The 13,095-nt window shown below is 56.9% G+C and carries 15 protein-coding genes; 9 read left to right on the forward strand and 6 right to left on the reverse strand.

Annotated elements, in window-relative coordinates; translation table 11 throughout:
- Positions 1–79: 79 nt before the first annotated feature.
- Positions 80–1,891: a phosphogluconate dehydratase gene (gene edd / locus B3X29_RS17670; protein WP_159339514.1), complete on the forward strand. Its 1,812-nt coding sequence runs from the start codon at positions 80–82 to the stop codon at positions 1,889–1,891.
- Between the two features lie 38 nt (positions 1,892–1,929).
- The gene (locus B3X29_RS17675; RefSeq protein ID WP_039030817.1) at positions 1,930–2,571 is read left to right on the forward strand and encodes a bifunctional 4-hydroxy-2-oxoglutarate aldolase/2-dehydro-3-deoxy-phosphogluconate aldolase; all 642 of its coding nucleotides are present in this window, start codon (positions 1,930–1,932) and stop codon (positions 2,569–2,571) included.
- A gap of 105 nt (positions 2,572–2,676) precedes the next feature.
- Here B3X29_RS17675 and purT read toward each other — a convergent pair whose 3' ends face one another.
- Positions 2,677–3,855, reverse strand: a complete 1,179-nt coding sequence (gene purT / locus B3X29_RS17680) for a formate-dependent phosphoribosylglycinamide formyltransferase (RefSeq protein WP_103180053.1) — start codon at positions 3,853–3,855, stop codon at positions 2,677–2,679.
- 148 nt (positions 3,856–4,003) lie between these two features.
- On the opposite strand from purT, the gene yebF reads away from it, so the two are divergent.
- The 3 genes from yebF (at position 4,004) to ptrB (ending at position 7,258) form a co-directional block, all read left to right on the forward strand.
- Positions 4,004–4,351 carry a protein YebF gene (gene yebF, locus B3X29_RS17685; protein ID WP_103180052.1) on the forward strand — a complete coding sequence of 116 codons (348 nt, stop codon included), beginning with the start codon at positions 4,004–4,006 and terminating at the stop codon, positions 4,349–4,351.
- Positions 4,352–4,438: 87 nt separating this feature from the next.
- On the forward strand, positions 4,439–5,086 hold the full coding sequence (locus B3X29_RS17690; protein ID WP_156654754.1) for a tellurite resistance TerB family protein: 648 nt from the start codon (positions 4,439–4,441) through the stop codon (positions 5,084–5,086).
- Between the two features lie 90 nt (positions 5,087–5,176).
- Positions 5,177–7,258 carry an oligopeptidase B gene (gene ptrB / locus B3X29_RS17695; protein ID WP_159339513.1) on the forward strand — a complete coding sequence of 694 codons (2,082 nt, stop codon included), beginning with the start codon at positions 5,177–5,179 and terminating at the stop codon, positions 7,256–7,258.
- Here ptrB and exoX read toward each other — a convergent pair.
- The 3 genes from exoX to B3X29_RS17710 all read right to left on the reverse strand — a co-directional run bounded on the left by exoX (position 7,240) and on the right by B3X29_RS17710 (position 8,921).
- Entirely contained in the window at positions 7,240–7,902 is a 663-nt protein-coding gene (gene exoX, locus B3X29_RS17700) for an exodeoxyribonuclease X (protein WP_103180049.1), read from the reverse strand. The two genes, ptrB and exoX, sit on opposite strands and share 19 nt — an antisense overlap.
- 24 nt (positions 7,903–7,926) lie before the next feature.
- Positions 7,927–8,583, reverse strand: a complete 657-nt coding sequence (locus tag B3X29_RS17705; RefSeq protein WP_103181103.1) for a nitrilase-related carbon-nitrogen hydrolase — start codon at positions 8,581–8,583, stop codon at positions 7,927–7,929.
- 107 nt (positions 8,584–8,690) lie between these two features.
- Complete coding sequence (locus B3X29_RS17710) at positions 8,691–8,921, reverse strand: DNA polymerase III subunit theta (RefSeq protein ID WP_103180048.1); 231 nt, start codon at positions 8,919–8,921, stop codon at positions 8,691–8,693.
- Positions 8,922–9,057: 136 nt separating this feature from the next.
- On the opposite strand from B3X29_RS17710, the gene yobA reads away from it, so the two are divergent.
- From yobA to B3X29_RS17725, 3 genes are read left to right on the forward strand one after another with little or no spacing between them, the layout of a single operon-like run.
- Complete coding sequence (gene yobA, locus B3X29_RS17715; protein WP_103180047.1) at positions 9,058–9,423, forward strand: CopC domain-containing protein YobA; 366 nt, start codon at positions 9,058–9,060, stop codon at positions 9,421–9,423.
- A gap of 1 nt (position 9,424) precedes the next feature.
- A complete protein-coding gene (gene copD, locus B3X29_RS17720) occupies positions 9,425–10,297 on the forward strand; it encodes a copper homeostasis membrane protein CopD (protein WP_159339512.1) in 873 nt (290 codons plus the stop codon).
- Positions 10,298–10,311: 14 nt separating this feature from the next.
- Positions 10,312–10,650 (forward strand): YebY family protein, encoded by a 339-nt coding sequence (locus B3X29_RS17725; protein ID WP_103180045.1) that lies wholly within the window; start codon positions 10,312–10,314, stop codon positions 10,648–10,650.
- A 399-nt stretch (positions 10,651–11,049) separates the two neighbouring features.
- On the opposite strand, the gene B3X29_RS17730 is transcribed toward B3X29_RS17725, so the two are convergent.
- On the reverse strand, positions 11,050–11,997 hold the full coding sequence (locus B3X29_RS17730; RefSeq protein ID WP_236560459.1) for a VirK/YbjX family protein: 948 nt from the start codon (positions 11,995–11,997) through the stop codon (positions 11,050–11,052).
- 176 nt (positions 11,998–12,173) lie between these two features.
- On the opposite strand from B3X29_RS17730, the gene pphA reads away from it, so the two are divergent.
- A complete protein-coding gene (gene pphA, locus B3X29_RS17735; protein ID WP_159339511.1) occupies positions 12,174–12,818 on the forward strand; it encodes a protein-serine/threonine phosphatase in 645 nt (214 codons plus the stop codon).
- Here pphA and B3X29_RS17740 read toward each other — a convergent pair whose 3' ends face one another.
- Positions 12,819–13,010 (reverse strand): YebW family protein, encoded by a 192-nt coding sequence (locus B3X29_RS17740; RefSeq protein WP_039030805.1) that lies wholly within the window; start codon positions 13,008–13,010, stop codon positions 12,819–12,821. It lies immediately after the preceding gene.
- Positions 13,011–13,095: the final 85 nt, after the last annotated feature.

A 13,095-nucleotide genomic window follows, 5' to 3' on the forward strand; every position in this document is an offset into this window, starting at 1 on the left:
CAAGCGTTTCAGCGATGTTATCGCCTGCTAAACACTTTGTTAATTCCAGAGCGCGGACAGATAAATGACAGGAGCTTCTATGAATTCGACTTTGTTACGGGTAACACAGCGCATTATTGAGCGTTCGAAACAGACCCGTTCTGCCTACCTCGCGCGCATCCAGCAGGCGAAGTCCGATACGGTCCATCGATCGCAGCTGGCCTGCGGCAACCTGGCGCACGGTTTTGCCGCCTGTAAGCCGGAAGATAAAGCCTCGCTGAAAAGTATGCTGCGTAACAATATCGCGATCATCACCTCCTATAATGACATGCTCTCGGCACATCAGCCCTATGAGACCTACCCGGATATCATCCGCAAGGCGCTGCATCAGGCCAACGCGGTAGGCCAGGTAGCGGGGGGCGTGCCCGCCATGTGCGACGGCGTGACTCAGGGGCAGGATGGTATGGAGCTGTCGCTGCTGAGCCGCGAAGTGATCGCCATGTCCACGGCGGTTGGTCTGTCGCATAAAATGTTTGACGGCGCGCTCTACCTCGGCGTGTGCGACAAGATTGTCCCGGGCCTGACCATGGCGGCGCTGTCGTTTGGTCATCTGCCTGCGCTGTTTGTGCCGTCAGGCCCAATGGCCAGTGGTCTCGCCAATAAAGAGAAAGTCCGTATTCGTCAGCTTTACGCCGAAGGCAAAGTTGACCGCATGGCGCTGCTGGAATCCGAGGCTGCCTCTTACCATGCCCCGGGTACCTGTACCTTCTACGGCACCGCCAACACTAACCAGATGGTGGTGGAGTTTATGGGGATGCAGCTGCCGGGCTCGTCGTTTGTCCATCCGGATGCCCCGCTGCGCGAAGCGCTGACCGCGGCCGCTGCCCGTCAGGTGACCCGCCTGACCGGTAACGGCAACGAGTGGATGCCGCTCGGTAAAATGGTGGATGAAAAAGTGGTGGTGAACGGTATCGTGGCCCTGCTGGCGACGGGCGGTTCCACTAACCACACCATGCATATGGTGGCGATGGCGCGTGCCGCCGGGATCCAGATCAACTGGGATGATTTCTCCGATCTGTCTGAAGTGGTTCCGCTGTTGACCCGTCTTTACCCGAATGGTCCGGCCGATATCAACCACTTCCAGGCGGCGGGCGGTGTACCGGTGCTGATGCGCGAGCTGCTGAAGGGCGGCCTGCTGCATGAAGATGTCAACACTGTGGCCGGTTTCGGCCTGCAGCGTTACACCCTGGAGCCGTGGCTGAACGAGGGCGAGCTGGACTGGCGTGAAGGGGCCCAGGCCTCGCTGGATGACAGCGTCATCGCCACCTTCGACAAGCCTTTCTCCCACCACGGCGGCACCAAAGTACTGACCGGCAACCTGGGCCGGGCGGTGATGAAGACCTCCGCGGTGCCGGTGGAAAACCAGATCATTGAAGCCCCGGCAGTGGTTTTCGAAAGCCAGCATGATGTTCTGCCGGCTTTTGAAGCCGGTCTGCTGGACAAAGATTGCGTCGTTGTTGTCCGTCATCAGGGTCCAAAAGCGAACGGAATGCCAGAATTACATAAACTAATGCCGCCACTTGGTGTATTATTGGACCGCTGTTTCAAAATTGCATTAGTTACCGATGGACGCCTCTCCGGTGCATCGGGTAAAGTGCCTTCCGCCATCCACGTCACCCCGGAAGCTTACGACGGTGGCCTGCTGGCGAAAGTGTACGATGGCGACATCATCCGCGTTAATGGTCAGACAGGCGAGTTGACCTTACTGGTGGATGAGGCGGTCCTGGCCGCACGTAAGCCGCATATTCCTGACCTGAGCGCATCGCGCGTGGGAACGGGACGCGAAATGTTCAGCGCGTTACGCGAGAACCTCTCGGGTGCAGAACAGGGCGCGACCTGTATTACGTTTTAAGACGACAAGAATTATCGATCTGGCGAGAGAAAACTCTGATGAAAAACTGGAATACAAGTGCAGAAGCAATCCTGAAAACTGGCCCGGTAGTGCCGGTAATCGTGATTAATAAGCTGGAACACGCAGTCCCGATGGCGAAAGCGCTGGTTGCGGGCGGTGTACGCGTACTGGAAGTCACGCTGCGTACTGCCTGTGCAATGGATGCTATTCGCGCCATCGCCAAAGAAGTGCCGGAAGCGATTATCGGTGCGGGTACCGTACTGAATCCGCAGCAGCTGGCTGAGGTTACCGAAGCCGGTGCGCAGTTCGCCATCAGCCCGGGCCTGACCGAGCCTCTGCTGAAAGCCGCAACCGAAGGCTCCATTCCTCTGATCCCGGGCATCAGCACCGTGTCTGAACTGATGCTGGGTCTGGACTACGGTCTGCAGGAGTTCAAATTCTTCCCGGCGGAAGCGAACGGCGGCACCAAAGCGCTGCAGGCTATCGCAGGTCCGTTCGCGAACGTCCGTTTCTGCCCGACTGGCGGTATCTCTCCGGCGAACTACCGTGACTACCTGGCGCTGAAAAGCGTGCTGTGCATCGGTGGCTCCTGGCTGGTGCCGGCGGATGCCATGGAAGCGGGCGACTGGGATCGCATCACTAAGCTGGCGCGCGAAGCGGTAGAAGGCGCGCAGCAGTAAGATTCAGGTATTGTGCGCGTTTTTTACCGGGTGGCGGTTTCGCCTTACCCGGCCTACGATAAACGTCAAATGCCATACAAAAACGGGCCAATCGGCCCGTTTTTTTTATCCTGCTACCTGCACGCTGGCGGCCGCGGTTTTCGCCCGCTCAACGGCCTCTTCCACGCTGTCGCCCGTCGCCAGCGCCACGCCCAGACGACGCGAGCCGTCAATCTCTGGCTTACCAAACAGACGCAGCTGCAGGCCAGCGCCCACCGCGGCATCGACATTATCGAAGGTGACGTTCTGGCTGGTCAGCTGCGGCAGGATCACCGCCGACGCTGCCGGGCCATACTGACGCACGCCGCCAACCGGCAGACCAAGGAAAGCGCGAACGTGCAGGGCAAACTCGGAGAGATCCTGCGAAATTAAGGTCACCATACCGGTGTCGTGTGGGCGAGGGGAGACCTCGCTGAAGATGACCTCGTCGCCGCAAACGAACAGCTCCACGCCAAACAGCCCATGGCCGCCCAGCGCCAGCACCACTTTACGGGAGATCTCTTCGGCGCGCGCCCGGGCCAGCGGGCTCATCTGCTGCGGCTGCCAGGATTCACGGTAGTCGCCATCTTCCTGGCGATGACCAATCGGATCGCAGAAGTGGACCCCATCCACGGCGCTGACGGTCAGCAGGGTGATCTCAAAATCAAACTGCACCACACCCTCGACGATCACGCGTCCGGCTCCGGCGCGCCCTCCCTGTTGGGCGTAATCCCAGGCGTTATCCAGCTGTTCGGCGCTGCGCACAAAGCTCTGTCCTTTACCGGAGGAGCTCATCACCGGTTTAATGATGCACGGGTAGCCAATGTCAGCGACAGCCTGCAAAAAATCATCTTTGCTGTCGGCGAAACGATAGCGTGAGGTGGGCAGGGAGAGCTCTTCCGCCGCCAGACGCCGGATACCCTCCCGGTTCATGGTCAGCTTCGCAGCGCGGGCGCAGGGCACCACGCGCTGGCCTTCGGCTTCCAGCGCCAGCAGGGTATCGGTGGCGATGGCTTCGATTTCCGGCACCACGAAGTGCGGTTTTTCTTCATTGATCAGGGCGCGCAGGGCATCGCCGTCGAGCATATTAATGACGTGGGCACGATGCGCAACGTGCATCGCTGGCGCATCGGCATAACGATCAACGGCGATCACTTCGATACCTAAACGCTGGCACTCAATGGCCACCTCTTTACCCAGTTCACCTGAGCCCAGCAGCATCACACGCGTTGCTGCCGGACGCAGCGCAGTTCCTAAACGAGTCATAATGATTCCCCTGAAAAAGTTGCGCGCAGTATAAACGAAAACGTTTGCGTCTGTCTTGTGTTGCGAAAATCTGTCGCGCTGACGGAGGGTTATTTGCATCGCGGCATTTTTCGACCATGCTTTTGTTGAACCAAAACAGGAGAGCATGATGAAAAAAACAGGGGTAGCGATAGCACTGCTGGCCGCCAGCCTGACGGCGCAGGCCGCAGAGGAGAAAACCGTGAAATTTCCCACCTGCGAAGGGCAGAATGCCGAAGGTATTGCCGCCAGCGTGAAGCGGGATTATCTGCAAAACCGCATCGTGCGCTGGGCGGACGATCAGAAAACCCTGGGACAGGCCGATCCGGTGGCCTGGATCAACCCTAAGCAGGTGAAAGGCGAGAAAGATCGCTGGACGGTACCGCTGACGGTGCGAGGCAAAAACACCGATATCCATTATCAGGTGAAGATCGACTGTAAAGCGGGTAGCGCGCAGTATCAGTCGTCGAAGAGGTGAATTTTCGCTTCTTTTGTCGCCATAGACATTTCCTGACATCCCCTCGCTTACGCTGTGAAATTCATCCACCGTTAAGTGAGGGTAAACATGTCAAACTGGCTGAATCAATTACAGTCTCTGCTCGGGCAGAAAGGGTCGTCATCCGGTGAAGGCCTGAGCAAACTGCTGACGCCGGGTGCGCTTGGCGGCCTGGCCGGATTACTGGTAGCGAATAAATCCTCGCGTAAATTACTGAGCAAATATGGCACCGGCGCGCTGCTTGCCGGGGGCGGTGCCGTTGCCGGTACCGTGCTCTGGAACAAGTACAAAGAGAAGATTCGCAGCGCGCATCAGGGCGAGCCGCAGTTTGGCCAGCAGGCGTCGCCGCTGGACGTGCGCAGCGAAAGGCTGATCCTGGCGCTGGTCTTTGCCGCAAAGAGTGACGGGCACATCGACGATAAAGAGCGGGCGGCCATCGAGCAGCAGTTGCGCGAAGCGGGCGTGGAAGAACAGGGCAGGGCGCTGGTGGCACGTGCTATCGAGGAGCCGCTCGATCCTGCACGTCTGGCCCAGGGGATCCAGAATGAAGAGGAGGCTCTCGAACTTTACTTCCTGAGCTGTGCGGCTATCGATATCGATCACTTTATGGAGCGCAGCTATCTTAATGCGCTGGGCGATGCGCTGAAAATCCCGGCAGACGTGCGGGAAGGGATCGAGCAGGATATTCGCCAGCAAAAACAAGCGCTCCCCGGCTAGTTTTTTACGCCTTGCGGAGCCGTTTCGCTTGCATCGTGCGCATGTTTTGCCAACCTTATAGGGTGTTAAACGTAGAAGAATCATAACGCCATGCCACCTAAAGCCCAACGCATACCGCACGCTCTCACCATGCACGGTGACACGCGTATCGACAACTATTACTGGTTGCGCGACGATACCCGCTCCAAGCCGGAGGTGCTGGACTACCTCCACGACGAAAACGACTATGGCCGAAGGATCATGGCGACGCAGCAGGCGCTGCAGGATCGTCTGCTCAGCGAAATGGTTGAGCGCGTCCCGCAGCGTGACGTCTCGGCCCCCTGGAGTCGAAATGGCTATCGTTACCGGCACATTTATGAGCCCGGAAACGAATATGCCATCTACCAGCGCCAGTCGGTACTTTGCGCCGAGTGGGAAGAGTGGGAGACGCTGCTGGACGCCAACCAGCGTGCGGCGCACAGCGAGTTTTATACCCTGGGCGGCATGGCGGTATCGCCGGATAACGCCATCATGGCGCTGGCGGAAGATTACCTCTCCCGACGACAGTATGGTTTGCGTTTCCGCAATCTGGAGACCGGCAACTGGTATCCGGAGATGCTCGATAACGTTTCACCCGACTTTATCTGGGCCAACGACTCTGAAACCGTCTACTACATTAAAAAGCACGCCACTACCCTGCATCCTTATCAGGTCTGGCGGCATACGGTCGGTACTTCATCGAGAAGTGATGAACTGGTATATGAGGAGAAAGACGAAACCTTTTACGTCAGCCTGCATAAAACCACCTCCAAACACTATGTGATTATTTTTCTCGCCAGCGCCACCACTACTGAGGTGCTGCTGCTGGACGCCGAGCTGCCGGACGCTCAGCCGCTGTGCTTTATGCCGCGTCGCAAGGATCATGAGTACAGCCTCGATCACTTCCAGCACACCTTCTATTTGCGCTCCAACCGGGAGGGGAAAAACTTTGGCCTCTACAAGACCAAGGTACGAGATGAACGCAAATGGGAAGTGCTGATCCCGCCGCGGGATCAGGTGATGCTGGAAGGCTTCACCCTCTTTACCGACTGGCTGGTGGTTGAAGAGCGCCAGCGCGGGCTCACCAGCCTGCGGCAAATCAACCGTAAAACCCGCGAAGTGATTGGCATCGCCTTCGACGATCCCGCCTATGTCACCTGGATTGGCTATAACCCCGAGCCGGAAACGTCGCGCCTGCGTTACGGTTACTCCTCCATGACCACCCCGGACACCCTGTTTGAACTGGACATGGACACCGGGCAGCGCCGGGTGCTGAAGCAGGCTGAGGTGAAAGGGTTTAATGCCGATCTTTATCGCAGCGAGCACGTATGGATTGTCGCCCGCGACGGCACCGAAGTGCCCGTCTCGCTGGTCTATCACAAGCACCATTTTCGCAAAGGTAAAAACCCGATCCTCATCTACGGCTATGGCTCGTATGGCTCCAGTATTGACGCGGATTTCAGCGGTAGCCGCCTGAGCCTGCTCGACCGGGGGTTTGTCTTCGCCATCGCCCATATCCGCGGCGGCGGCGAGCTGGGGCAAAAATGGTACGAAGATGGCAAATTCCTGAAAAAGAAAAACACCTTCAATGACTACCTGGATGTCTGCGAGGGACTGCTGGAGCTGGGCTATGGCGATCGCAAACAGTGCTTTGCCATGGGCGGCAGCGCGGGCGGCATGCTGATGGGCACCGTGATTAACGAACGTCCAGGACTCTTTAAAGGGGTGATAGCGCAGGTGCCCTTTGTGGATGTCCTGACCACCATGCTGGACGAATCTATCCCGCTGACCATTGGTGAATATGAAGAGTGGGGCAATCCCCAGGATGAGACCTACTATCGCTACATGAAAGGTTACAGCCCCTACGATAACGTTGGCGCGAAAGCCTATCCTCACATGCTGGTTACCACCGGTTTACATGACTCCCAGGTTCAGTACTGGGAGCCAGCGAAGTGGGTGGCGAAGCTGCGGGAAATGAAGACCGACAATAATTTACTGCTGCTCTGCACCGATATGGATGCCGGGCATGGCGGGAAATCCGGTCGCTTCAAATCCTACGAAGGGGTGGCCCTGGAGTATGCCTTTCTGGTTGGCCTGGCCCAGGAGACGTTAACCAGCCAGGCGGCAGAGGTCGATCAGGATCCGCCCAGATAGTGCTTCAGCGTCAGACGCAGCTCGGGACTCATCCTGTCGAGGTTATTGTACAGCCAACGGAGATAGCCCGGATCCTTGTCTGCCACTTCCGCCACCGCTTTGCCGCGGTATTTGCCGAAGGTAAAGGTGGTCAGCAGCGCCGGGCGTCCGGTGATGTCGGCCATCTCATCCGGCGTCCAGCCGGTGGTGTTCATGATATCGATCAGCAACGCGGCGGTGATGTAGCAGTCATACAGGGCCCGGTGGTGGTGCAGCCCTTCCGGCGTCCGGACGCTCAGTTTGCGCGATTTGTAGAGCGCCATATTGCTGTATTTAATGCCCGGCCATAAGCGTCGCGCCAGCTTCATGGTGCAGATCCACTCTCCGGGCATCTCGGGCAGTACACGGCGATCGAAGCTGGCATTGTGCGCCACATACCAGGCGCTCCCGTGGTACTGCGGGATCACCTCTTCAATCCAGGGTTTATCGGCGACCATCGCCTCGGTGATGCGGTGGATAGCCATCGCCTGCGGGCTGATGGGGCGATCCGGACGTACCAGATGGCTGCGTGGATTGACGATCTGCCCGTTCACAACGTCGACAGATGCCACTTCCACAATCCCCCCCTGCAGGTCACAGGTTTCGGTGTCGATGACACGTAGCATGGCTCTCTCCTGGCCGTAAAAGGCTTAGCGTAATGGAATGATATCACCTTGCCAACCCTGCTCAACAAAGCGCCCGGTCAATAATAGCTCACCCCGATCGGCGCGGACGATTAATTGCCCACGGGCATCCCACAGCGCGCTCCCGCCATCACGGTTCGCCATCAATACGGCGATAGCATAGCGATGGGCAAAACGCTGTAGCTGGGAAAAGGTGGCTGACCAGCCTGTTTCACTTACCGCCATGCCGCGGGTAAACAGGGCGGCATCGGGAGCGATATTGGGCAAATCGGGGTGAGAATCAACGATACTCAGACCACCATGCCTGCTCTCCAGGCAGGCCCCTGCGCCATGGGGATAAAGGGCGGCATCAGGCTGGTCCGGGGTAAACCAGGCCAGGCCAGGCTGGCGCTCTCCCCTCACTTCTACGGTCGTTCCGGCAATCACCGAGACGTTATGGGCGCAGGCGGCATCAACAAGCGGCGCCAGCTGATGGCTGTCGGGCGGGGCAGGAAGCTGGCCATCGGGCAGGGCAGGGCCCGTTAAAGAGAGCTCCGGGAAAAGCACTAAATTGCACTCAAGCTTCGAGGCGGCGGAGATAAAACGCAGGTGATGCGCGATGTGTTCATCAACGCGGTGATGGTTCAGGCGGTACTGTGCGGCAGCAATATTCCAGTGAGACATCGTGATTTCCTTATACACCGAGTCGCAGAGATTCATAAAGTCCATGAATATAACATGGATTTCTATCCTGGCATAAACGGTGTAAGGAAATGTAACGCTGGTTAAGCTTACTTAACTTTTGGCTCCCACGGCAGGCGTGAGAGGTTGACGGAGTTTAATCGATGGGCAATCAGGCGCTCCCGAAACCAGTCACGCAGGTGCGACGGTTGCTCACGCTCCACCACTTCGGCGATCACCGGCATGTTATAGCGCTCTTTGAACGCCACACCTGCGGCCGCCAAATCAACATTCACTTTGTCCATCTCCTCCTGGGGGAGGGTGGCGAGATTAATATGCATTACCGTCTCCTTCATTTGCGGGCCAACGTTACCCAAACGGCGGGGCGTTGACAAGCCCGGGCAGGATGATCCTCGACTGGACCATTATACAGCGTTATCCTCTGGTAATCAGGCATAACAAAAAGGAATATATGTGATGACTAAACACCTTACCTGCACCCTGACGTTGCTGCTGGCGACGCTCACGACACCCATTGTTTTTGCTCATGCTCATTTACAGCATCAATATCCCGCGGCAGACGCTGCTGTAGATGCGGCGCCTCAGGCGTTGACCCTGAACTTCTCCGAGGGGATCGAACCCCGTTTTAGCGGCGTCACCCTCACCGATGATAAACAGCAGCCCGTCGCACTCGGGGCGGTAAAACGCAACGAGAAAGACCCGACCCAGCTGATCGTGCCGATGACCTCTTCACTGACGGCGGGTACTTATCAGGTGAAGTGGCATGTGGTCTCCGTAGATGGTCATAAGACCGAGGGCAGCTATCGTTTTAGCGTGAAGTAAGATGCTGGCGTTCTGCTACGTTACGCTGCGCTTCGCGCATTTTGCTGCCCTGATGGTGCTGTTTGGCAATGCCCTGTACGGTGCATGGCTGGCGCCCGTTGCGCTGCGGCGGCTGATGGTGCGTCGCTTTCGCGGCCAGCAAAAAAAGATCGCGTTTATCAGCCTGCTCGCGGCGCTGATGATGCTGGCGCTACAGGGCGGGATGATGGGTAACGGCTGGCCAGATGTGGTCAGCCCATCTATCTGGCAGGCGGTACTCACGACCCATTTTGGACGGATCTGGTTATGGCAGATGATCCTGGCCCTGATTACACTCTGGGTCGCCTGGATGCAGCCGGGAAAAACCATGCTGCTGATGCTGTTCTTTACCGCTGCGCAGTTTTTCCTGCTGGCAGGAACCGGGCATGCGGCGTTGCATGATGGGATAACGGGCCTGATGCAGCGCAGCAACCATGGCCTGCATCTTTTATGTGCCGCAGGCTGGCTGGGGGGCCTGCCGCCGCTGCTGTTTTGCCTGCGCCTGTCCCGTGGACGCTGGCGGCGAGCCGCCGTTCACACCATGATGCGCTTCTCGCGCTACGGGCATCTGGCGGTGGCGGGGGTGATCCTCACCGGAATGGCAAATATTGTACTGATCCAGGGGTGGGTGCTGCCGTGGCACTCGGCCTGGGGGAAAATGCTGTTGGTGAAATGTGCGCTGGTGGTAATGATGGTGGTAATTGCCCTGGTGAATCGGTATGTTCTGGTGCCGCGGTTTCGTTCTGGCGACGGACGCGAGCAACGCTATTTTATCAGGATGACGCAGAGTGAGGTTGTGCTGGGGGCGCTGGTGCTGGCGGCAGTCAGCCTGTTCGCGACCTGGGAACCCTTCTGACGAGGTGGAATACAATGAAAAAAACAGTACTTTCTTTCTTATTGCTGGCCTGCTCCGGCGCGGCACTGGCAGCTCCGCAGGTGATCACCGTCAGCCGGTTCGAAGTGGGTAAAGACAAATGGGCGTTCAACCGTGAAGAGGTGATGCTGACCTGCCGTCCGGGACACGCGCTCTATGCCATTAACCCCAGCACCCTGGTGCAGTATCCCCTGAACGACGTGGCGCAGCAGCAGGTCGACAGCGGTAAAAGCAACGGCCAGCCCATCTCGGTTATTCAGATTGACGATCCGGCAAACCCGGGGCAAAAGATGAGCCTGGCGCCATTTATCGAGCGCGCGAAGACGCTCTGCTAGCTTCCCGCTTCCAATAAAAAAACCGCAGGCTTCTCTTCGGAAGCATTGCGGTTTTTATGTTTAAGGAGAGACTAACGCTTTTTTTCAGGCCACTTTTGCTGCGGACTGGAAAACCTGGCGTCGTCATCTATTCTTAAAGTGCAAGGCGACTTAGCCTGCATTAATGCCAACTTTTAGCGCACGGCTCTCTCCCAAGAGCCATTTCCCTGGACCGAATACAGGAATCGTATTCGGTCTCTTTTTATCTGTTGAAAGTAAACGCCTTTTCCCGTTGCGGACTTTAACAGATGGGCAACATTCTCTGTTCTTCGTTAAACCATACCACACTACGCCCGGCGGAAGTCCAGTGCTTTTTAGCGGTTTTGTTAAATTTTTAGCTGTTACCGATGAAAGCAGAGATTAGCGGCAAAAACGTGCGCTGATGCCGCATTCAATCTCATCAAGCAGTTGAAAACGGCGGCGGTATTCCGCGCGTTTTTTACTGGCAATGCTGTCGATCGCTTTGCGCTCCATACCTGCTGGCAGGGCCCAGCGAAATGCACCGCACGACTTAGCGCCCAGCGATTGCCAGAATTCGTCATAGCTGGCATGCAGATGACGACCTTTACTCAGACGATAGCGCAGGGCGCGAAAAACATGGCCTTCATCGCTCACACCATAAATGGCGCTGATACCTGACTGCTTCGCCAGATTGAAGATCGCTTCCAGCAGGATCCTTTTTGGAAACAGGCCATAACAGGCGCGGGTGGCATTTTTGATCGTCTCCCGCCCTACGTCCTTACGCGGCCCCTGCAGGCCGCCAATCACCAGCGCACTTTGGCCCTTCTCCTCAACAACGCTGAAGGTCAGGCTCGCCAGCAGGGTGTTATCCCCGGCCCGTAGCCAGAGCGTGGTTTCGCCCTCGCGTTCGGCCTTCACCGCGCTGCTGGCGTAAATCGTATAGTGCGCATCGTCTTTAGTGGCGAACTGCAGCAGCGAAAGTGGAGTCGGGCTGCTAAAGCTCCGCGCCAGGCTGGCGTCCGGCAGCGCATCAAGCCAGGCGTAATGGTGCAGGATGGCGTTAGCCCGCTCACCGGCACGAAATCCGCGAGTGAGATACTGACGCTGGGTTTTTACCGGTAGCGTAGTTTGTGCTTTTAACAACAGCGGAAAATCATCGCGACGGGAGAGCGTCTCCAGCATGCGGGTGGTTGAGGACCAGAATAGCAGGGAGCGCAGGAAAAATTTCAGCCTGTAATCGCGTTTATGCCACAGCGGGCCGGGCATAAACTCGCCCTTCGCCAGGGCGAAAATAACAGAAGAACGGTGCGTTAAAGACAGCTCAGCAGGCAGGATGGTATTAGACACGATGAAGACCTCTTTATATTTCTGCAATTATCTTAAAGGCCATCGGATAATCATTTAAGCGTTGCTAAACCTTTATTTCCGCTTTGTTTAATGTCGATTGAGGTTATTCCTAACCCCAGTTACCGCTCATCTTATTGTCAGCATTCCAGGGGCTATACTGATCATGAGGGGGCGCTATGTATCTCAATCTTGATGGTCACAACTGGCGACACGTCTGGGTGGTAAGCGATCTTCACGGTTGTTATCAAATGCTTATGGCAGATCTGCGGCAGCGGCATTTTAACCCGTATGAGGATTTACTTATTTGCGTTGGCGATTTAATCGATCGCGGACCGGATAGCGTGAAATGCCTGCAGTTATTAAATGAAGCGTGGTTTTATGCCGTGCGGGGCAACCATGAGCAGATGGCGCTGGACGCGCTGCAGAATAATGATTTTGGCCTGTGGATGATGAATGGCGGCAATTGGTTAGCACAATTAAAGGGTGAACAGCAGGCGCAGGCGCTGGCGTTGCTCAGGCGCAGTGAGACCCTGCCGTGGATTATCGAAATTGCCTGCGCCAACGGCGTGAATGTTATTGCTCATGCCAATTACCCGTCCTCCCACTACGTGCGGGACAAGCCGGTCAACAAGCAAAGCGTCCTCTGGGACAGGGCACGCTTGCGGGAACTGATGAGCGGCAACGAGGCGGGGATCGCTGGGGCGGATCACTTCTGGTTCGGGCACACACCGCTCAAAACACGTTATGACTGCCAGAACCTGCACTATATCGACACCGGGGCGGTATTTGGCGGCGCGTTGACCCTGGCGCAGCTACAGTGATTACAGGTCGGAATACTCCTGCGCAGGACGCCAGAAGCCGTCGATGAAGTCTTCAACCGGATAACAGCCGCCGTGACGAATACGCTGATCGTCCATCGAGGCCTCACACTGCGGTTCGGTGCGATACACATCCACCACCAGATCTTCACAGCCTGCGTCCAGATAACAGATAAATAACACCAGTGCGTACATCATGCCCCTCAGCATTTACTACCATATTGATATTGTAGGGGATGATTCAGGGAAGAGGAGATTATGAGAATAAATAACCCGCCTG

The sequence above is a fragment of the Leclercia sp. UBA5076 genome (assembly GCF_002416465.1).
Taxonomy (GTDB): Bacteria; Pseudomonadota; Gammaproteobacteria; order Enterobacterales; family Enterobacteriaceae; genus Enterobacter.

Excerpts from the sequence above, each read along its gene's own strand:
- edd (WP_159339514.1), top strand. The coding sequence starts at position 80 with ATGAATTCGACTTTGTTACGGGTAACACAGCGCATTATTGAGCGTTCG.
- B3X29_RS17675 (WP_039030817.1), top strand. The coding sequence starts at position 1,930 with ATGAAAAACTGGAATACAAGTGCAGAAGCAATCCTGAAAACTGGCCCG.
- purT (WP_103180053.1), bottom strand. The coding sequence starts at position 3,855 with ATGACTCGTTTAGGAACTGCGCTGCGTCCGGCAGCAACGCGTGTGATG.
- yebF (WP_103180052.1), top strand. The coding sequence starts at position 4,004 with ATGAAAAAAACAGGGGTAGCGATAGCACTGCTGGCCGCCAGCCTGACG.
- B3X29_RS17690 (WP_156654754.1), top strand. The coding sequence starts at position 4,439 with ATGTCAAACTGGCTGAATCAATTACAGTCTCTGCTCGGGCAGAAAGGG.
- ptrB (WP_159339513.1), top strand. The coding sequence starts at position 5,177 with ATGCCACCTAAAGCCCAACGCATACCGCACGCTCTCACCATGCACGGT.
- exoX (WP_103180049.1), bottom strand. The coding sequence starts at position 7,902 with ATGCTACGTGTCATCGACACCGAAACCTGTGACCTGCAGGGGGGGATT.
- B3X29_RS17705 (WP_103181103.1), bottom strand. The coding sequence starts at position 8,583 with ATGTCTCACTGGAATATTGCTGCCGCACAGTACCGCCTGAACCATCAC.
- B3X29_RS17710 (WP_103180048.1), bottom strand. The coding sequence starts at position 8,921 with ATGCATATTAATCTCGCCACCCTCCCCCAGGAGGAGATGGACAAAGTG.
- yobA (WP_103180047.1), top strand. The coding sequence starts at position 9,058 with ATGACTAAACACCTTACCTGCACCCTGACGTTGCTGCTGGCGACGCTC.
- copD (WP_159339512.1), top strand. The coding sequence starts at position 9,425 with ATGCTGGCGTTCTGCTACGTTACGCTGCGCTTCGCGCATTTTGCTGCC.
- B3X29_RS17725 (WP_103180045.1), top strand. The coding sequence starts at position 10,312 with ATGAAAAAAACAGTACTTTCTTTCTTATTGCTGGCCTGCTCCGGCGCG.
- pphA (WP_159339511.1), top strand. The coding sequence starts at position 12,174 with ATGTATCTCAATCTTGATGGTCACAACTGGCGACACGTCTGGGTGGTA.
- B3X29_RS17740 (WP_039030805.1), bottom strand. The coding sequence starts at position 13,010 with ATGTACGCACTGGTGTTATTTATCTGTTATCTGGACGCAGGCTGTGAA.